Source organism: Cytobacillus massiliigabonensis (genome assembly GCF_900199725.1).
GTDB lineage: Bacteria > Bacillota > Bacilli > Bacillales > Cytobacillaceae > Cytobacillus > Cytobacillus massiliigabonensis.
This window is the reverse complement of sequence record NZ_LT904902.1, coordinates 554,261-573,975: the sequence shown is the minus strand read 5'-3', so window position 1 is coordinate 573,975 and position 19,715 is coordinate 554,261. Positions and strand designations below refer to the sequence as shown.

Annotated in this window: 16 protein-coding genes; 13 read left to right on the top strand and 3 right to left on the bottom strand. The window is 38.3% G+C overall.

The window, feature by feature from the left end; translation table 11 throughout:
- Window positions 1-328 precede the first annotated feature (328 nt).
- Entirely contained in the window at window positions 329-1,345 is a 1,017-nt protein-coding gene (moaA, locus tag C1726_RS03245; protein ID WP_102271849.1) for a GTP 3',8-cyclase MoaA, read from the top strand.
- A 139-nt stretch (window positions 1,346-1,484) separates the two neighbouring features.
- Here moaA and ric read toward each other — a convergent pair whose 3' ends face one another.
- Window positions 1,485-2,183: an iron-sulfur cluster repair di-iron protein gene (gene ric / locus C1726_RS03240; RefSeq protein ID WP_102271848.1), complete on the bottom strand. Its 699-nt coding sequence runs from the start codon at window positions 2,181-2,183 to the stop codon at window positions 1,485-1,487.
- 380 nt (window positions 2,184-2,563) lie between these two features.
- Between ric and C1726_RS03235 the strand changes: the two genes are divergently transcribed.
- From C1726_RS03235 to C1726_RS03225, 3 genes are all read left to right on the top strand, one after another.
- Window positions 2,564-3,829: a molybdopterin molybdotransferase MoeA gene (locus tag C1726_RS03235; protein ID WP_102272344.1), complete on the top strand. Its 1,266-nt coding sequence runs from the start codon at window positions 2,564-2,566 to the stop codon at window positions 3,827-3,829.
- The gene (gene mobB, locus C1726_RS03230; RefSeq protein ID WP_102271847.1) at window positions 3,823-4,350 is read left to right on the top strand and encodes a molybdopterin-guanine dinucleotide biosynthesis protein B; all 528 of its coding nucleotides are present in this window, start codon (window positions 3,823-3,825) and stop codon (window positions 4,348-4,350) included. Before C1726_RS03235 ends, mobB begins: the two co-directional genes overlap by 7 nt.
- Before the next feature lie 118 nt (window positions 4,351-4,468).
- Complete coding sequence (locus tag C1726_RS03225; RefSeq protein WP_102271846.1) at window positions 4,469-5,185, top strand: YwiC-like family protein; 717 nt, start codon at window positions 4,469-4,471, stop codon at window positions 5,183-5,185.
- Window positions 5,186-5,227: 42 nt separating this feature from the next.
- Here the strand turns inward: C1726_RS03225 and C1726_RS03220 are convergent, their stop codons facing one another.
- Entirely contained in the window at window positions 5,228-5,920 is a 693-nt protein-coding gene (locus tag C1726_RS03220; RefSeq protein ID WP_102271845.1) for a Crp/Fnr family transcriptional regulator, read from the bottom strand.
- Window positions 5,921-6,111: 191 nt separating this feature from the next.
- Here C1726_RS03220 and argC point away from each other — a divergent pair, with 191 nt between their 5' ends.
- From argC to argF, 7 genes are all read left to right on the top strand, one after another.
- Window positions 6,112-7,143 (top strand): N-acetyl-gamma-glutamyl-phosphate reductase, encoded by a 1,032-nt coding sequence (gene argC / locus C1726_RS03210; RefSeq protein WP_102271843.1) that lies wholly within the window; start codon window positions 6,112-6,114, stop codon window positions 7,141-7,143.
- 14 nt (window positions 7,144-7,157) lie between these two features.
- Window positions 7,158-8,390 (top strand): bifunctional ornithine acetyltransferase/N-acetylglutamate synthase, encoded by a 1,233-nt coding sequence (gene argJ / locus C1726_RS03205; RefSeq protein ID WP_102271842.1) that lies wholly within the window; start codon window positions 7,158-7,160, stop codon window positions 8,388-8,390.
- A 12-nt stretch (window positions 8,391-8,402) separates the two neighbouring features.
- Window positions 8,403-9,176: an acetylglutamate kinase gene (gene argB, locus C1726_RS03200; protein ID WP_102271841.1), complete on the top strand. Its 774-nt coding sequence runs from the start codon at window positions 8,403-8,405 to the stop codon at window positions 9,174-9,176.
- Window positions 9,173-10,330 carry an acetylornithine transaminase gene (locus C1726_RS03195; protein ID WP_102271840.1) on the top strand — a complete coding sequence of 386 codons (1,158 nt, stop codon included), beginning with the start codon at window positions 9,173-9,175 and terminating at the stop codon, window positions 10,328-10,330. Before argB ends, C1726_RS03195 begins: the two co-directional genes overlap by 4 nt.
- A gap of 74 nt (window positions 10,331-10,404) precedes the next feature.
- Complete coding sequence (locus tag C1726_RS03190; RefSeq protein WP_102271839.1) at window positions 10,405-11,487, top strand: carbamoyl phosphate synthase small subunit; 1,083 nt, start codon at window positions 10,405-10,407, stop codon at window positions 11,485-11,487.
- Window positions 11,480-14,593, top strand: coding sequence for a carbamoyl phosphate synthase large subunit (locus tag C1726_RS03185; protein ID WP_102271838.1), 3,114 nt, complete (start codon window positions 11,480-11,482; stop codon window positions 14,591-14,593). The genes C1726_RS03190 and C1726_RS03185 overlap by 8 nt, the downstream gene beginning before the upstream one ends.
- Window positions 14,593-15,549: an ornithine carbamoyltransferase gene (gene argF, locus C1726_RS03180; RefSeq protein WP_102271837.1), complete on the top strand. Its 957-nt coding sequence runs from the start codon at window positions 14,593-14,595 to the stop codon at window positions 15,547-15,549. The genes C1726_RS03185 and argF overlap by 1 nt, the downstream gene beginning before the upstream one ends.
- A gap of 47 nt (window positions 15,550-15,596) precedes the next feature.
- On the opposite strand, the gene C1726_RS03175 is transcribed toward argF, so the two are convergent.
- Window positions 15,597-16,409 carry an undecaprenyl-diphosphate phosphatase gene (locus C1726_RS03175; protein WP_102271836.1) on the bottom strand — a complete coding sequence of 271 codons (813 nt, stop codon included), beginning with the start codon at window positions 16,407-16,409 and terminating at the stop codon, window positions 15,597-15,599.
- A gap of 175 nt (window positions 16,410-16,584) precedes the next feature.
- On the opposite strand from C1726_RS03175, the gene C1726_RS03170 reads away from it, so the two are divergent.
- Together C1726_RS03170 and clpB are read left to right on the top strand one after the other, a co-directional pair.
- Window positions 16,585-16,764, top strand: coding sequence for a YjzC family protein (locus C1726_RS03170; RefSeq protein WP_057763843.1), 180 nt, complete (start codon window positions 16,585-16,587; stop codon window positions 16,762-16,764).
- A 308-nt stretch (window positions 16,765-17,072) separates the two neighbouring features.
- Window positions 17,073-19,679: an ATP-dependent chaperone ClpB gene (clpB, locus tag C1726_RS03165; RefSeq protein WP_102271835.1), complete on the top strand. Its 2,607-nt coding sequence runs from the start codon at window positions 17,073-17,075 to the stop codon at window positions 19,677-19,679.
- Window positions 19,680-19,715 lie beyond the last annotated feature (36 nt).

Genomic DNA, 19,715 nt, shown 5'->3' with positions numbered 1-19,715 from the left:
TACTTTAATAGCAACAATGAATGTAAAAACTGCTAGAATAAATGTAATTAATTTTTTTACCAGAAAGTGCAGTCTTGTTCTAAGGCTGTACTTTTTTTAATCTTATTAGATATATGTTACCTTTAATACAATGAGAATAATGACAACATCATGACATTTTAAATATGTTATTAACATATAGGTAGTTATATGGTGTAATGATAAGTATACATGGTTCATGCAGTGTCATTTGTAACCAGAATGTAATGTGAGATTGTGTACAGTTTCTAAAGGGAACGTGTGATAGAATAGTTAATAAAGAGATCACTCTTAATCTGGAGTTGATAAAATGGAAAGAAATATTATTAAAGATCAATTAAATAGACCGTTAAGAGACTTACGAATTTCAGTGATAGACCGCTGTAATTTTCGTTGTACGTACTGTATGCCTGCTGAGAAGTTTGGTCCTGATTTTGCCTTTTTACCAAAAAGTGAATTATTAACCTATGAAGAAATTGAACGTCTGGCTAAAATATTTGTCAGTCTAGGTGTTGAAAAAATCCGGCTTACAGGTGGGGAGCCTTTGCTAAGGAAGGACTTGCCAACGCTAGTTAAGAAGCTTTCAGAAATTGAAGGCTTAAAGGATATTGGATTAACAACAAACGGGGTATTGCTGCCAAAATTTGCAAAAGAGCTAAAAGAAGCTGGGCTTTTACGTGTGAATGTCAGCTTGGATACACTTAATAGTGAGCTTTTTGGAAAGATTAATGGCAGAGGAGTCGGAGTTGACGTTATTCTTGAAGGGATTAAAGCTGCACAGGATGCTGGTCTTGGTGTAAAAATCAATATGGTTGTGAAGAAGGGCTTAAACGATTCAGAAATTGTTCCGATGGCAAAGTTCTGTAAGGAGCAAGGATTGCAGCTTCGTTTTATCGAATATATGGATGTTGGCAGCACAAATGGCTGGAAAATGGATGATGTGGTGACGAAGAAGGAAATCTATGAATTGCTTAAAGAACATTATCTTTTAGAACCAGTAGATCCTGCCTATTTTGGAGAAGTAGCCAAAAGATATCGCTATGAAGGGACGAATGTGGATGTAGGATTTATTCCATCTGTTTCCGAATCTTTCTGCTCAAGCTGTACTCGTTCAAGGCTTTCAGCAAATGGACAGATTTTTACATGCTTGTTTAATGGAGAAGGGCATGATATTAAAGAATTCATGCGGAAAAATGTGACAGATGAGGAGATAGCCAATCGCATTACATCTATATGGAGTGGAAGAAAGGATCGCTATTCGGACGAGCGGACGGAAGAAAGTGCAAAGACTAGAAAGAAAATCGAAATGTCCTATATCGGCGGATAAAAATACCCCCTGTTGTAATTAACAGGGGGTATTTTTTGTCCTTGTTTTAAGTTGTGCTAATGATCGTCTTGCGAGGTATGCGGAACTTTTTTCATTGAGTTTGAACACGTACCTCGCAAGCTTTTTTATGAAAAATATTTTAGCCTAAATATCTTGGGAATAAAATATTATTCTCTAGGTGAACATGCATGAATGTAAATCCTTCTAGCGCCTCAAGACGCTTGTATACTAGTGTGTACGTTCCGCATGCATCAAGTGGAAGCTCATAATCTGATGTAATTTCTCTTAGCTGTCTTAATATTTCTCCTACATGATCATGCTCTTTTTCAAGCTCAGTTATATAATCAACAATTTCTTGGCGATTTTCGAGTGTTGGATCCTCTAATTTTTTTAGCATTGGGAAGACAACTTCTTCTTCTTTCGCTGTGTGTTCAATCATTTCTTTTTTAAACTCATAAAATAATTCATAAACCTTTAATAGTTCTGGATGGCTGTCACCATGAACTTTTGATACTTTTGTGACATATGGACTTAATTGAGCAAGTTCATCTAGTGTTGTGGCATGATAGTGTTCACTAATATGTTTTATAATATTTTCTGAACTACTATCTGTCCAAACAGCCATATCATCTTTATTATTTTCTTCTTTTATATAGACTTCCTGCAGATCAGACATTAATTTGTCCATATCTACTGAAAGGTCAGCAGCAGCTTTGTTTAACGGAATATTCCCGCCACAGCAAAAATCTATACGATAACGTTTAAAAACATCGCTAGTTTTGGGTTGCTCATTTACAATATCCTTAACTAATGTGGTTTCAGTAATAGTCAATGCCATTTTATTCATATCCTCCTTAGTAATCCATTCTTTATTTCATAATAAGCATAACGGATAATATGCTTTGAGCAGGTGACCCTCATCACACTTCTAACTTTTTTTTTGGATGACTGCATTAAATTTTGCTAATGATTTTCGCTACAGGCACTTAGCGATCGCGGGGCAGGCGGTAACCCTGCGCGTGGCTTGCGCTCCTGCGGGGTCTCACCTGTCCTTCTCTTTCCGCAGGAGACTCGTGCCTTCCGCAAGAATCAACGTATGATAATCAACATTTAACTTTCACTTGAAACATAGTTGTGAGGTTTGTCATGTTGAATACGATGCTGTACATTTATAATATAAGAAGAGATAAGCTTGACTTTTTTGAGGAGCTGATAGGAATGATAGAGAGAAGAACACCCATCCCAGTTGGAGAGGCAGTTAAACGGATAATGAATCACCAATGGAGCGGACAAACGGAAAATGTCTCTATAAAAGAAAGCTATGGAAGATATTTATCAGAGGATTTAAGAGCGACAAGTGATGTTCCTCATTTTGACCGGGCTCCATACGATGGTTTTGCTGTCAGAACAATTGATACAAAGGATGCATCCCAAACGACTCCTGTGGAATTTGAGGTGGTTGATCATATCGGTGCGGGAATGGTAACAGCGAAAACGGTAGGTGCTTTTCAAGCAGTTAGAATTATGACTGGTGCACAAATGCCTAAGGAATGTGATGCTGTTGTCATGCTTGAGCTAGCTAAGGCATATGAAAAAGATGGAAAAAACTATATGTCTATTAAACGTACATATAAACCGGGTGATAACGTCTCGTTTAAAGGTGAAGATGCAAGAGAAGGGGATGTGCTAATTAAAAAAGGTACAAAGATTAATCCAGGAATTCAAGCAATCCTTGCTACCTTTGGCTACTCGCAGGTGCTTGTAGCAAAAAAGCCAATTGTAGGATTATATGCAACAGGTACAGAACTATTGGATGTACATGACGCATTAGAGCCAGGAAAAATAAGAAACAGCAACTCTTATATGATTGCAGCTCAAATTGAACGTGCAGGTGCCGATGTGCATTACTTTGGACAGCTCCCTGATGAATTTGAAACTTGCTATGAAGCAGTAAAAAGTGCACTTGGGAAAGTAGATATGCTCATAACTACTGGCGGTGTTTCCGTTGGGGATTTTGATTATTTGCCAGCTATTTATGAAAAAATGAAAGCGGAAGTGTTATTTAATAAAGTAGCGATGCGTCCAGGCAGTGTAACAACTGTAGCGCAATTTGAAGGAAAGCTTTTATTTGGTCTATCAGGAAATCCATCTGCATGTTATGTGGGATTTGAATTATTTACAAGACCCATCATAAGGAGAATGCTGTTTGCTGAAAAGCCGCATCTTCGAAAGGAAAAGGCTATTCTTGATGTTGATTTCCTAAAGGCGAATCCTTTCACCAGATTTGTTAGAAGTGCCGTAACTGTATCAGATGGCAAGCTGATCGCTTCTCCGAGCGGGCTTGATAAATCGAATATCGTTATGAGCCTTGCTGGGGCGAATTCTTTAATGATATTGCCTGGAGGAACGAGAGGCTTTGAAGCAGGTTCTGAAGTAGAGGTTTTATTGCTTGAGGACTTTGATGGAAGCGAGTGGCCATGGTAAGAAAGCCAATTTTGCTTCAGATTGTTGGTTTTCAAAACAGCGGCAAAACGACTGTTGTTAAAAAGCTTATCCAATGTCTTGCTGCTGATAATTTTAATGTAGCTACAATAAAGCATCATGGGCATGGGGGGAAGCCGGATATAGTCGAAGGCAAGGATTCCAGCGAGCATATTTCCTCAGGTGCAAGTGCATCTTTAATTGAAGGGGACGGACGAATTCTGCTGCAAGCAGAAAAGGGTAGCTGGACATTAAGTGAGCAAATTAAAATTCTTGAAATTTTGCGCACTGATATCATTTTAATTGAAGGTCATAAAAGGGAAAAATATCCAAAAATAGTTTTAGCAAGGAATATAGATGATCTTGACCATTTGTCGAAATTAAAGAATATTCAAGCTGTATTATTTTGGAATGAAGAATGTTTGGAAATGAAAAGCCAGTTAGATTCTGTCCCATTTTTCAGTATTGACGATTATCAGTGTTATGAATGGATATACAATTATCTGACTAATGAGTTGAAATAGATGTTGATATTTGTCGAAAAACCGTCACAATTTGGCGGTTTTTTCTGTGATGATCTTCACTTTTTTACTTTCAGGTTTTAGATATAGTATGGGTAGCATGCTATAAGGGGGAATAATCATGAAGATATGTTTACCAAAACAGCATGGTGCTTGGGCGATGTTAATCATCCCATTTTGGCTTGGAGTGGTTGCTTCTGAATTTATGTGGTCACATATTGCCTTTTTCATAGGCTGGTTATTTTTATATTTAGCTACATATCCATTGCTTTTATTATTTAAAAAGAAAAAAATGAAGTATTACACGAAGTGGACAATCATTTATTTTGTTCCAGCAATCCTATTGCTGTTAATTCCGCTATTTGTTCAGCCATCTATCATTATATTTGGTTTAATTATGATTCCTTTATTTATTTTAAATGCCTATTTTTCATCGAATAATCGCGAAAGGGCTTTTACGAATGATATTAGTGCGATTTGTGTATTTGCTATTGCTGGTTTAGCAAGCAGCTACCTGCCTAACGCAGAAATCAATTCCTTAGCAATTATAGTATTTATTACATCCATTTTATTTTTTACTGGTTGTACTTTTTTCGTAAAAACGATGATACGCGAGAAAAAAAATCCAACATTTAAATGGCTGTCATGGGGTTTTCATATAGCTGTCCCATTCATTTGGATTCTATTAGGGGAGTGGCTAATTGCCATTGCTTTCATTCCGAGTTTAATTAGAGCATTTGTCTTCTATGGCAAAGGAATGACAATGAAAAAATTAGGCATTCTAGAAATCATCAATTCTGCCTTCTTTTTTATCATTATGGTCATCGTTGTTATTTAACAATAAAGAAGCTGCATCTCAAATATGGAGATGCAGCTTTCTTTATTCAATATTACAAATGTTAACTGGGCAATTCTCACAATCAATAGATTCTTTTAAATAGGTTAGGTCGTGAATGGTAATCATTCCTTTTTCGATCGAGAGCACTTCATTTTTGCGAAGTTCGCCTAACATTCTATTGACAACTTCTCGTGAGGTTCCGCAAAAATTTGCAAGCTCTTGGTTTGTTAAAGGGGTATTGATCATAATCCCCTTCTCGGTTTCAATGCCATAGCTATTAGTTAGCCGGATTAAGGTAGAGTAAAGCGCTCCTTTTTTTCCATGTAGGACAAGATCTCGAAATTTAGTTTGTGTTTTACGATATTGGAGACTAATCCATTTCATCAATTCAAGCGCTAGGGAATGATCTTGATTGAGCTTTTCTTCAAGCTCCACCTTATTAATGATTGCTACAACTCCACTCTCAATCACTTTTGCATTCAGCATATATTTAGGCGATGGGCAGAAAAGTGATAATTCCCCAAACAAATCTCCTTCCCCGCACATTCTTAATGTAAGCTCACGGCCATCAGGTACAATCTTACTAATTTGAATTAAACCGCTTTGAACAATAAAAAGTTCATTTGCTGTCATTCCTTCTTGGTATAGAAAGGATCCCTTCTCAACCTTTTTGTTATGATGTGAGGCTTGTAATAATACATTAAGCTTTTCAGAAATTTTAATATTTGATTGCATGTATTACCTCCTCTTTCGGTAATGCATCCGTCCGTTGTATATAAGATAATACTACTATTATATTGTAAAGATTAAAAACTTCAAGAAAAAACAGTTGATTTTCTATTCTTAACTTTCTATAATAAGAGAAATATAAAATTAATAAATATTTACCAAGATGAGTAAATATACAAAAAGTGAAGGGGAAAATCATGAAAGTCTCTATAATTGGAACAACAGGATATGGAGGAGTTGAATTACTGCGAATTTTACACCAGCATCCTACATTCAAGATTCAATCCATCCATTCAACGAAAGATGAAATACCCATCTGGAAGGAATATCCGCACCTCCACTGTTTACTAGATAAAAAAATGGAGCCAATTGATCCTGTACAAATAGCCAATCAATCAGAAATTATCTTTCTTGCTACTCCATCAGGCATTTCTGGGCAATTAGCAAATGAATTTGTTAACAAGAACATAAAAGTGATTGATCTGTCAGGGGATTTAAGATTGTCTGCTAAAGATTACCAAGCCTGGTATAAACACGAGCCTGTTCATGAAAACTTGCAATCTCAAGCAGCGTATGGGTTGCCTGAGTGGAATAAGAAGACGATTAAAAATTCAAGTTTGATTGCTAATCCTGGCTGTTATCCAACTGCATCACTGCTAAGTCTAGCCCCAGTTGTAAAAGCAGATTTGATTGATCCGACAAGTATTATCATTGATGCAAAGTCAGGCGTTTCTGGTGCAGGAAAATCTCTATCAAGAAATACAAGCTTGGCTGAAGCGAATGAGAACTTCAGAGTGTATAAGGTAAATGAGCATCAGCATACACCAGAAATTGAGCAGCAGCTTCTCCAATGGAATAATGACATTCAGCCAATTACCTTCACCACACATCTTTTGCCAATTACAAGAGGGATTATGACAACAGCCTATGTTCAATTAAAAGATGAGCAAAATACGAGCCAATTGCTAGAATTATATAAAGAAATTTATCATCAGCATCCATTTATCCGTATTCGGCCGGAAAATACCTTCCCATCAATTAAAGAAGTTGCTGGCTCGAATTATTGTGATATTGGCCTGCATGTAGATGATCGAACGGGAAGGCTGACAATAATTGCGGTGATTGACAATTTGATGAAGGGGGCAGCGGGGCAAGCTGTGCAAAATGCAAATATTATGAGCGGTTTTGATGAAGCAGCGGGACTTGATTTTGTCCCGATGTATCCATAAGGGAGGAAGAATTCATGTATACTTTATCGCACTCTCTAGCGATTAAAGAAATTGCTGGAGGGAGTATTACAACGCCAATAGGGTTTAGTGCTTGCGGTGTACACGCAGGGCTTAGATACTCAAAGAAGGATATAGGTGTGATTCTAAGCGATGTTCCTGCTAATTGTGCTGCTGTCTATACAACGAGCCAGTTCCAAGCAGCACCGCTTAAGGTTACACAGGAAAGTATTGCATTAGAACAAAAGCTTCAAGCAGTGATTGTGAATAGTGCGTGTGCAAATGCATGTACAGGTGAACAAGGCTTGCGTGATGCCTATCAAATGAGACAGTGGACAGCAGATCATTTTCATCTTCAAGCACATCAGGTAGCAGTTGCTTCAACGGGTGTAATTGGGGAGTTTCTGCCAATGAAAAAAATTCAAAAGGGGATCCAATCTCTTGAACCTGGAAAAGGTAATGAGTATGCTGCAGATTTTCAAACAGCTATTTTAACAACAGACCTAGTCATGAAAAGCTGTTGTTTTTCAACTGAAATTGAAGGAAAGCCTGTTTATATGGGAGGGGCAGCGAAAGGCTCCGGGATGATACATCCAAATATGGCAACGATGCTTGCTTTTATTACGACAGATGCAAAGATTGAGAGTCATTATCTTCAGATGGCACTTAAGGAAATAACGAATACAACCTTTAATCAGATTACTGTGGATGGGGATACATCGACGAACGACATGGTGCTAATCCTGGCTAATGGGGAAAGTGGAACGAATTCATTAACACCAGCGCATGAAGACTGGGATCATTTTGTCCAATTACTTGCAAAAAGCTGTGAAAGTCTAGCGAAGCAAATTGCAAAAGATGGCGAAGGAGCGACTAAATTAATTGAGGTTGAAGTGAATGGAGCGATAAATGATGAGGAAGCAAGAATGGCTGCGAAGCAAATTGTCGGGTCTAATCTTGTTAAAACAGCCATTTATGGAGAAGATGCAAACTGGGGAAGAATTATCGGTGCCATTGGGCAAAGTGAGGCAAATGTTAATCCAAATACAGTTGATATTTCGATTGGACCAATCTCGATGTTAAAAAATAGTGAACCACTGCCTTTTTCTGAAGAGGATGCATCCACCTATCTGCAGAATAACATGATACAAATTTATGTTGATCTCCAAAATGGAAATGGAAACGGAAAAGCCTGGGGCTGTGACCTGTCCTATGATTATGTGAAAATCAATGCAAGCTATCGGACATAGGGAGGGAATGATTTGAAAACAGTTTTACTAAAATGCGGTGGCAGTGTTATTGATGAATTATCACCTGCATTTTTTAATAGTTTAAAAGAGTTGGAGAAAGAAGGGTATCATTTTCTGTTTGTTCATGGCGGAGGTCCTGATATTAATGCGCAGCTGGATCTTTATCAAGTTCCGCACGAATTTGAACATGGGCTGCGGAAAACAACAGCTAAAGTGATGGAGATTGTCGAATTGGTCTTGGCTGGGAAAACCAATCGTACCCTTGCAGCAAAGCTTGCTTCTCAAGGATTTCATGCATTTGGAGTAAATGGAAGCGATGGCGGTTTTTTACAAGCTGATTTTATTGACCAAGAAAGATTGGGCTTTGTTGGTGATATTGTAAAAGTAAAAACAGAGGTAATCTCCATGCTGCTAGAAGAGAAGTATACACCTGTCATTACGCCAATTGCCGCAACTGTTAATGGGATTAAGCTAAATATTAATGCAGATTTTGCAGCAGCAGCAATTGCTCTTGCGCTTCATGTAGACCATTGTATTTTTGTTACAGATGTACAAGGAATTCTCATGAATGGAGAACTAGTCCCACAAATAAGTAAGGAAGAAATCGAAACGTATATTCAGACTAACATCATAACAGGTGGAATGATCCCAAAAGTTCGTTCAGCTGTTAACGCAATTGAAAAGGGGCTGAAAAGTGTGAGAATTGTGTCTGGAAAGGAAGTATTTTTCAGCCAATCACAATGGATTGGAACTGAAATTATTGCCAAAGAGGGGATCTTGAGATGAGTTATTTATTTCCTACTTATTCCCGCTGGGAAGTAGAGCCTGAGCATGCAGAAGGAAGTATTATTATTGATAAGCATGGGAAAAGATACTTGGACTTTACCTCGGGAATTGGTGTTTGCAATTTAGGACATCGCCCTGTATCTGTGCAGGAGGCAATCACTAGTCAGCTTAGCCGTTATTGGCATGTTTCTAATCTTTTTATTCAAGAAGAACAAGAGAATGCAGCGAGGCGATTGGCAGAAAGCGCGGAGATGGACTGTGTTTTTTTTGCAAATAGTGGTGCAGAAGCGAATGAAGCAGCCATCAAATTAGCTCGAAAGGCAACAGGAAAAAAGAAAATTATTACCTTTGAAAATTCCTTTCATGGCAGAACATTTGCAGCAATGTCAGCAACTGGGCAGGATAAAATTAAAACGGGATATGGGCAGATGCTAGAAACGTTTATTTACCTTCCATTTAATAATATTGAGGCAATAAAAAAGGAATTGGATGATGAGACTGCGGCTGTGATGCTTGAGATTGTTCAAGGAGAGGGCGGCATTTATATTGGCGAGCATGCCTTTTTGAATGAAGTTAATAAACTTTGCAAGGAAAAAGGGGCACTTCTTATTATTGACGAAATCCAAACAGGAATTGGCCGAACGGGGAAACCTTTTGCCTTTCAGCATTTCCAATTAACGCCTGATATTGTTACGTCTGCAAAAGGGTTAGGCAGCGGGCTGCCAATTGGAGCGGTAATCGGGAAAAAGGAACTTGCTCACTTTTTTGGACCGGGCAGCCATGGTTCAACTTTTGGTGGAAATCCATTGGCGATTGCAGCTGCAACAGCAACGATGGAGACCATTTTTCAAACAGAATTTTTAGAGGAAGTGAGGAAAAAGAGCTCTTACCTGTTTGAACTTATTTGTATGGAATTGAAGAAGATTCCTGACATAATGGATATTAGACAATTAGGAATGATGATTGGCATAGAGACATCAATCGAACTGCCGATTTTATTGAAGGAATTAAGAAATCATGGATTGCTTGCACTGCCAGCGGGAATGAATGTGTTAAGGCTTTTGCCGCCATTAACGGTTACGATAGATGAAATTGATGAGGCGATAGACATTGTACAATCTGTAATAAAAAAATTTTCACAAGCAGCCGTATAGGCTGAAATTTTTTCTCAATAATGCATAAAAATTTAAAATTATAAATAAATATACAAAAATTGAGAGGTGGAAACATGAAAGGATATTTACACTTGAAAAATAATCATTGTTTCAACGGTGAATGGCTGACAGCTCCTCCTAATCAGCAGATTGAAGGGGAAATCGTTTTTTTTACTGGAATGACTGGTTACCAAGAGGTGCTGACAGATCCTTCTTATAAGGACCAGATCATTGTTTTTACATATCCCTTAATCGGAAATTATGGAATTAATGAACAAGATTATGAAAGTAAGGAGCCGCATGTGGCAGGTGTCGTTGTTTATGAAGCAACGAATCATCCGTCTCATTATCAATCCACTTATTCACTCAAAGAATACCTACAAAAATGGGATATTCCATTATTGGGTCATATAGATACGAGGGCGGTTGTTAAGACCATCAGGAAGGAAGGCACGATGCCAGCGGTAATGTCTATTAATGAATCGTTTATGAAGACCGATGTTGAATTGCACAAAGATGAAAAGGTTACAAAGGTAACAGCTAATACTAATGGTTACTATGGGGAAGGCGAAACACATATTGTTCTTGTTGATTATGGGACAAAGAAATCCATCATACATTCCTTACTTAAAAGAAACTGCAGAGTAACAACCGTTCCTTTTAATACGACATTTCAAGAAATAAAAAAACTAAAGCCAGATGGAATTGTGCTTTCCAATGGCCCTGGAGATCCAAAAGAGCTAACAAGTATATTGAAAAACATAAAAAAAATGCTAGAACAGTACCCATCGCTAGGAATATGCCTTGGACATCAGCTAGCTGCCTTAGCTTTTGGAGGAAACACGAAAAAGCTTCCTTTCGGTCATAGGGGTGCAAATCATCCAATTGCTGACTTGAAAAAGAGAAAAGTATTTATGTCTTCTCAAAATCACAGTTATGTTGTTGATGAAGAAAGTCTTCAGAAAACAGGGTTTGAAAAGCGCTTTATTAATCTTCATGATCAGTCGGTAGAAGGACTCATTCACCAAATTTTGCCGATTCAAACGGTTCAATTCCATCCAGAAGCACATCCGGGACCTGCAGATGGTGAGTATATCTTTGATGAATTCTTGAACATGATAAAAGCGAACGATGGGAGCGTTATTGCATATGCCTAAAGATACAAGCATCCAGTCAATCCTAGTAATTGGGTCTGGTCCCATTGTTATTGGGCAAGCAGCAGAATTTGATTATGCGGGGACGCAAGGATGCGCTGCATTGAAAGAAGAAGGGTATAAGGTCATCCTTGTAAATAATAATCCAGCAACAATTATGTCAGATAAGGTTTTTGCTGATCGCATTTATTTTGAGCCATTAACCGTAGACAGCTTAGAGAAAATTATTGAAAAGGAACGTCCGGACGGAATCCTTGCTACATTAGGCGGCCAAACAGGGTTAAATTTAGCTTTTCAGCTAAGCGAATCAGGTATTTTGGAGCGTTTTGGTGTGAAGCTTTTAGGAAGCAGCATCGAGTCTATAAAAAAAGGGGAAGACAGGGAAGCCTTTAGACAGCTAATGAAAGAATTGAATGAGCCAGTTCCAGATAGCACGATTGTTCATGATGTAGAGGGAGCAATTCAATTTGCTGAAACAATTGGATTTCCGATCATTGTTCGTCCTGCCTATACGCTTGGGGGAACAGGAGGCGGCATAGCTAATAGTCTTGCTGAATTAAAATCACTCGTTAGAGGCGGTTTGAATGAAAGTGCAATCAACCAATGCTTGATTGAAAAAAGTATTGCTGGTTTTAAAGAAATTGAGTATGAGGTTATGCGGGATTCAATGAATACGTGTATAACGGTTTGCAATATGGAAAATATCGATCCTGTTGGCATCCATACGGGTGATTCAATTGTTGTTGCTCCTTCACAAACGCTAACAGATGAGGAATATCAGATGCTTCGAACGGCATCAATAAAAATTGTTTCTGCACTTGGTATTATCGGCGGATGTAATATTCAATTTGCCCTAGATCCACACAGTAAAAACTATTATTTAATCGAAGTGAATCCAAGGGTTAGCCGTTCTTCCGCGCTTGCTTCAAAAGCTACTGGCTACCCAATTGCAAGAATGGCTGCAAAGCTTGCTGCAGGATACACATTATCAGAAATTATTAATCCAGTAACAGGAGATACATTTGCAAGCTTTGAGCCTGCTCTCGACTATGTAATTGTAAAGTTTCCAAAATGGGCATTTGATAAATTTCCAACGGCAGATAGAAAACTTGGAACACAGATGAAAGCAACGGGCGAAGTGATGGGAATCGATCGAAACTTAGAACGTGCCCTTTTGAAAGCAGTCCACTCCTTAGAAGGAAAGACATTAGATTTAAAGAATCCATCTTTTGCAGAAGCAGCGACTTTACAATTAGAAGAAATGCTAAAAGAGCAAACAGATGAAAGATTTTTTATTATAATGGAGCTCTTGCGCAGGGGTGTATCAGTAGAAGGCCTGCATGAAATCACAAAAATAGATTATTATTTTTTGCATTCCTTTTTGGAGCTTGTGGAACTGGAGGGTCAGGCAGCTGCTCTTACATTTGAAACGGCAACAAAAGGACAATTACTGTCTCTTAAGGAAAAGGGCTTTAGCGATCAATATTTAGCCAAGGAATGGCATGTTACGGAAAGAGAAATTCGCGACAAGCGCAAAATGCTTGGTGTCCTCCCTTCTTATAAAATGGTAGATACTTGTGCAGCAGAATTCGAAGCACAATCCAATTACTTTTATTCGAGTTATTTTGGTGAAAATGAGCTTGTGAAAAGTAATAAGAGGAAAGTGTTAATTATTGGAAGCGGACCTATTCGCATCGGGCAAGGGATCGAGTTTGATTATTGTTCAGTCCAGGGCGTATTTGCTTTAAAGGAAGAAAATATTGAAACGATAATGATTAACAATAATCCTGAAACAGTGAGCACAGACTTTACAATTGCAGATCGGCTATACTTTGAACCGCTTATTCTTGAGGATATCTTAAATGTGGTTGAAGCAGAGGGAATTAAAGAAGTTATCGTTCAATTAGGCGGGCAGACAGCGATTAATCTTGCTGAAAAACTAGAAGACTATGGCTTAACACTACTAGGAACAAATTCGAGAACGATTGATGTGTTAGAGGATCGAAAGCTCTTTTATCAGCTTTTGGACGATTTAAATATCCCGCATATGGATGGGGAAGTTGTTTATTCAAGAAATGAGCTGTTTTCAGCCATTCAAAAACTGGGTTTTCCGGTTTTGATCCGTCCTTCCTTTGTCATTGGGGGAAAGGGGATGGAGATCATTAACTGCCAGACTGAATTTGAAATGTATTTGCGAAAAAATGAAACTCCTTACCCAATCCTAGTAGACCAGTTCTTCCAAGGTACGGAAGCAGAATTTGATTTAGCTGCGGATGGTTACCATATTTGTGTACCTGCCATCATGGAGCATATCGAAAAAACAGGCATTCATTCTGGGGATAGTATGTCCGTTCTTCCTCCGAGAAATCTGTCTACATATACCCAGAAAAAAATGATTGCCTATGGAAAGGCTATTGTTCAAAAACTTCAATACAAAGGTCTAATGAATATCCAATTTATTATTAATGGAGATGAAGTTTTTGTTTTAGAGGTGAATCCTCGCGCAAGCAGAACGGTTCCGATTGTAAGTAAAGTGACCGGTATTCCACTCGTACAAATAGCGACAAAAGTATTGCTTGGGAAATACCAAATGTCGAATGATGAAATACCCGATTGTCAAATTCATTCATTTACATGTGTGAAATATCCCGTCTTTTCAAACTATGCCTTAAAAGGTCTTGATGCAAAAACAGGACCAGAAATGAAATCGACTGGGGAAGGGATTGCTTTAGCTTCAACGTATGAAGAGGCAGTTAAGAAGGCATTTTATCATGGGCGATTAAAAAAAGAGGAAAGATTACAAGTTGTCATTTCAAATCCTTCAATCGATTGTAAACTTGATTCTATTGCTAAAAGAGCGGGAGTAGATTTTATTTTTACAGAGGAATTGACGAAAGATACCATTGCTCTATACAGCACTAATAATACTATGAAGGACATAAAGCTGCGTGAGAAAGCTGTAAAAAATAGAGTATATACATTTACTGAAGAAGAAACGCTAAAAGCATTTTTAGAAGGATTGATGGTTGAGGAATGGAGTGTCCAATCGATTGAAGATTGGCTTGGAGATGGGATAGATAATTCTACATTAAAGGAAGTGCGTATTTAATGATTTCGATTCATGCATCCGAAAAACAACTAAATATAAAGGGAAAACATTTCTTGACATTAGCTGATTTCTCCTCAGATGTAATTAAAGGGATCTTAGCAAAAGCACAAAAAATGAAAAATGCTTCTTATACAGGTGAAGACCCCAAACCATTAAATGGAAAAATATTAGGGATGATTTTTGAAAAATCATCCACTCGTACAAGAGTTTCATTTGAGGCGGGGATGCTGCAGCTTGGCGGTCATGCATTATATTTAAACAGCAATGACCTGCAGCTTGGAAGAGGCGAATCTATCGCTGATACGGCAAAGGTGCTCTCTCATTATGTAGATGCAATCATGATTCGTACGTTTTCCCATCAAACGATTAAAGAACTCAGCTCTCATGCATCCATCCCTGTCATTAATGGTTTAACGGATCTCTATCATCCATGTCAGGCTTTAGCAGATCTATTAACAATTCAAGAGAATAAAGGGACATTTGCTGGGCAAAAGCTATGCTATATAGGGGATGGAAACAATGTCGCACACTCTTTAATGATTGCTTCTGCAAAGGTAGGAATGGATATAACAATTGCCAGTCCAGCGGGCTATGAGCCAAATGCAGCCATTACTAAACTGGCAATGCAATTTGCTGAAGCAAGTGGGGCAAAAATTGATATAACGAATAATCCCTTGGAAGCTGTAGAAGGAGCGGATGCTATTTATACAGATGTTTGGACGAGTATGGGACAGGAAGAGGAAAATGATCAGAGGAAAAAAGTGTTTTCGAGCTTCCAAGTGAATAAGGAGCTTGTCCAATATGGGAAGAAAGATTTCGTTTTCCTTCACTGTTTACCTGCCCATAGAGGGGAAGAAGTATCGGCAGAAATCATTGATGGTCCTCATTCCGCCGTTTTTCAGCAAGCAGGAAATCGTCTTCATGTTCAAAAAGCATTGCTGTCTGAGATATTGTAAAGAAAAGACCTTCTCGAACTCAAACGAGAAGGTCTTAAAAAGTTTAATTAGGATAAAAAGAAGACTAATGGACCAACGATGAAGCAGTAGATCGCAAAATACTTTAAATTTCCTTTAGCCATAATATTCATAAACCATTTTAAAGAAAAATAGGAGGCAATTAAAGAAGCGATAAATGCAATCGTGTAAGGCAAGGCGAGAGATGCTAAATTTTTATCATTAAGTATATCGCTAAATCCAAGTATCATGCCGCCCACACTTACTGGTATATATAGGAGAAATGAAAATTTCAACGCAGTTTCTTGTTTCATCCCAATAGCCATCGCAGCAACAATCGTTGCACCAGAACGGCTGATTCCAGGTATTAAAGCAACTGCCTGAGCGAGACCAACGATGATTGCATCTCTATAAGAAAGATCTGCATCATTTTTTCTTCCTCTCAAATTGCGGATAAGCCATAGAGCAAGACCAGTAATCAAAAGGGTAAGACCTACGGTTTTTATACTTGCTAGGTGTTCATCTATAAAATCTTCAAATAATATGCCAATAACACCTGCAGGGATTGTACCAATGATTAAGTAGATGATAAATCGAAAATCTGCTTCTGCACTTTTTTCCTTTGTTGTCAAATAACGAAGTCCATTACGAATTAGCCTCATTATATCTTCTCGATAAATAAACAATACCGCAAACAAAGAAGCAGTGTTAACTAATAAGGCAAAGCTCAATCCTTCTATTTCTAATCCAAAAAAGTATTCAGCAATTTCTAAATGTCCGCTTGATGAAATTGGGATCGGTTCTGTAATACCTTGAAAAAGTCCAAGAAATAAATATTTCAACAGTTCAAAAATATCTTCCACTATTAAATATCCCCCAATGAAAAAGTCTCATTCCACCTTCATTTAACTATAAAGATGCTGCTCTGTAAAGGAAAATACTATAATAACTAGTGATAATTGGAAAAAAATTCACTTATGAGGAGATATTCATTGGAAATAATATAAAAGATTCGAGAAATCAAAGGAGGTATTTGTCGTGGGACAAAATCGCCAATTTAAAGCAGGACAAAAGGCACCCAATAATGGTGTGTATATCGAGGTTGGGGAGACTGGAAGCAATGTAAATAATCCACAAATGTTAAAGTTAAGAGCAGGAGATCGATTCCCAGAAAACTCCAATCATAACCGTGTGTGGACCTATCAAAGAAAGCCGTAATTAAGAAAAGCGGAAGCGCCTTGCTTAGTCCTGTATGGACTGGACCGCCCCCGACGAGATAAATGAAACACGAAGAGCGATAGCGCATTTGTGCTTGACTTATCGTAGGAAGGGAAGTCCAATAAGGCTAGTCGCTGGAGCTAGAAGCAGTTCTCAAAATCGAAATTTGTTATACTTTCTTAAAAAAGATTAACTGTACTAAAAAATTCACAAGAAAATAGGTTTTAACATGAGCCATCCCTTGTGGATGGCTTTACATATGGATTATAATAAAAATAAAGGTCAAAAATGGTCAAAAGGAGGTCGTCATGGATTTAAACCGAATGACAGAGCGGATGCAAGAAGGAATTATGGCAGCACAAGGAATGGCTATTCGTGAACAGCATCAAGAAGTAGATGAGGTTCATCTGTTTTTGGCCCTTCTTAAACAAGAGGATAGTCTCATGGTTTCATTCATTAAAAAGGCAGAGGTTTCTGTTGAAGAAATAATAAAGGAGCTCGAAGTTCTATTAAGTAAAAAGCCGCAAGTTTCAGGCAGCGGCATCGAGCAGGGAAAGGTATACATTACAAATAAACTGCAGCGGCTTTTTACAGATGCAGAATCTGAAATGAAAAAATTAGAAGATGAATTTATGTCGGTAGAGCATCTGCTGCTAGCATCTGTTACCTCAGGACAATCAGATGCAGGAGCTGTATTAAAAAATGCTGGTGCTGATAGAAAAAAGCTAGAACTTGCGATAAATGAAATAAGGGGGAATCAAAAAGTGACATCCCAAAATCCTGAAGCAGCATACGATGCATTAAAGAAATATGGAAGAGACCTTGTGGCAGAAGTTAAGGCTGGCAAACTGGATCCAGTTATTGGAAGAGATAGTGAGATCAGACATGTCATTCGTATTCTATCAAGGAAAACGAAAAACAATCCTGTTCTAATAGGTGAACCTGGAGTAGGGAAAACAGCAATCGTTGAAGGCTTAGCTCAAAGAATTGTACGTAAAGACGTACCTGAAGGGTTAAAAAATAAAACAATTTTTTCACTTGATATGAGTGCCTTAATTGCTGGTGCGAAATTTAGAGGGGAATTTGAGGAGCGATTAAAGGCTGTTTTAAATGAAATCAAGAAAAGTGAAGGCGGCATTCTACTTTTTATTGATGAGATCCATACGATTGTCGGCGCTGGAAAAACAGAAGGTGCAATGGATGCAGGTAATATGCTAAAGCCGATGCTTGCAAGGGGTGAATTGCATTGTATTGGAGCGACAACCCTTGATGAACACCGCAAATACATTGAAAAGGACCCTGCACTCGAACGTCGCTTTCAGCAGGTGCTTGTGCAAGAACCGAATGTAGAAGATTCAATTTCTATATTAAGAGGTTTGAAGGAACGCTACGAAGTCCACCATGGAGTTAATATTCATGATCGTGCACTTGTAGCTGCCGTCACTTTGTCTGACAGGTATATTTCAGATCGCTTCCTTCCAGATAAAGCAATTGATTTAGTGGATGAGGCATGTGCGATGATCCGTACGGAGATTGATTCCATGCCTTCAGAATTAGATGAGGTAACACGGCGTGTCATGCAGCTCGAAATTGAGGAAGCCGCCTTAAGAAAAGAAAATGATGAGGCAAGCCAAGCAAGGCTTTTATCCTTACAAAAGGAACTAGCGGAACTGAAGGACCGCGCACATGCTATGAAGGCAAAATGGGAACTTGAAAAAGAAGGAATACTGCGGATTCAGCATAAAAGAGAGATGCTCGAAAAATTGCGTCATGAACTTCAGGATGCTGAAAATAACTATGATCTTAACAAGGCAGCAGAGCTTCGCCACGGAAAAATTCCCGAGCACGAAAAGGAATTGAAACAACTGGAAATAGATGTAAATCGCAGTGAGGGGGACCGATTATTAAGAGAAGAGGTTACAGAAGAGGAAATAGCAGGGATTGTTGCAAGATGGACAGGAATCCCAGTAGCAAAGCTTGTGGAAGGTGAAAGGGAAAAACTGCTTCGGCTTGAAAATATTTTGCGAGAAAGAGTCGTTGGGCAGGATGAAGCTGTCGGGCTTGTTTCTGATGCTGTACTACGTGCAAGAGCTGGAATAAAGGATCCGAATCGTCCCATTGGTTCGTTTATTTTCCTCGGACCTACAGGTGTTGGGAAAACAGAGCTTGCCAAGGCGCTTGCACAATCATTATTTGATAGTGAAGAGCAAATCATTCGGATAGATATGTCAGAGTATATGGAAAAACATGCTGTTTCAAGATTAATTGGTGCACCACCTGGGTATGTAGGATATGAAGAGGGCGGACAGTTGACGGAAGCAGTAAGAAGAAAGCCATATTCTGTTATTTTGCTTGATGAAATTGAAAAAGCTCACCCAGAAGTTTTTAACATCCTTCTGCAAATGCTTGATGATGGAAGAATCACGGATTCACAGGGGCGGACAGTTGATTTTAAAAATACTGTAATCATTATGACCTCGAATATAGGTTCACAGTTTTTACTGGAACGCGTTGAAGGGAAAATAGATGACATTATTAATGAAGAAACACGGAATAAAGTGATGAGCACACTTAGAGGACATTTCCGTCCAGAGTTCTTAAATCGGGTGGATGAAATTACATTATTTAAACCATTAGCGTTGGCAGAAATTAAAGCGATTGTTTCCAAACTAATTAAAGAGCTGCAGGAAAGATTATCCGATCAGCATATTCAGCTTAGTATAAACGAAAGTGCAAAAGAATATATTGCAGAAAACGGCTTTGATCCCGTTTATGGCGCACGGCCATTAAAACGTTTTATTCAGCGGAACGTTGAAACTTTACTAGCTAAGAAAATAATCGCCGGGCAAATCAAAGAACATAGCCAAGTGACGATTTCAAATGAAAACAAAGATATTACATTGGAGATTAAATAGATGCGAAAAAAAGTCATCCTGACGATTGCCAGGATG

Excerpts from the sequence above, each read along its gene's own strand:
- argF (WP_102271837.1), top strand. The coding sequence starts at position 14,593 with ATGATTTCGATTCATGCATCCGAAAAACAACTAAATATAAAGGGAAAA.
- argC (WP_102271843.1), top strand. The coding sequence starts at position 6,112 with ATGAAAGTCTCTATAATTGGAACAACAGGATATGGAGGAGTTGAATTA.
- clpB (WP_102271835.1), top strand. The coding sequence starts at position 17,073 with ATGGATTTAAACCGAATGACAGAGCGGATGCAAGAAGGAATTATGGCA.
- C1726_RS03185 (WP_102271838.1), top strand. The coding sequence starts at position 11,480 with ATGCCTAAAGATACAAGCATCCAGTCAATCCTAGTAATTGGGTCTGGT.
- C1726_RS03190 (WP_102271839.1), top strand. The coding sequence starts at position 10,405 with ATGAAAGGATATTTACACTTGAAAAATAATCATTGTTTCAACGGTGAA.
- mobB (WP_102271847.1), top strand. The coding sequence starts at position 3,823 with ATGGTAAGAAAGCCAATTTTGCTTCAGATTGTTGGTTTTCAAAACAGC.
- moaA (WP_102271849.1), top strand. The coding sequence starts at position 329 with ATGGAAAGAAATATTATTAAAGATCAATTAAATAGACCGTTAAGAGAC.
- C1726_RS03195 (WP_102271840.1), top strand. The coding sequence starts at position 9,173 with ATGAGTTATTTATTTCCTACTTATTCCCGCTGGGAAGTAGAGCCTGAG.
- C1726_RS03225 (WP_102271846.1), top strand. The coding sequence starts at position 4,469 with ATGAAGATATGTTTACCAAAACAGCATGGTGCTTGGGCGATGTTAATC.
- argJ (WP_102271842.1), top strand. The coding sequence starts at position 7,158 with ATGTATACTTTATCGCACTCTCTAGCGATTAAAGAAATTGCTGGAGGG.
- ric (WP_102271848.1), bottom strand. The coding sequence starts at position 2,183 with ATGGCATTGACTATTACTGAAACCACATTAGTTAAGGATATTGTAAAT.
- C1726_RS03235 (WP_102272344.1), top strand. The coding sequence starts at position 2,564 with ATGATAGAGAGAAGAACACCCATCCCAGTTGGAGAGGCAGTTAAACGG.
- C1726_RS03220 (WP_102271845.1), bottom strand. The coding sequence starts at position 5,920 with ATGCAATCAAATATTAAAATTTCTGAAAAGCTTAATGTATTATTACAA.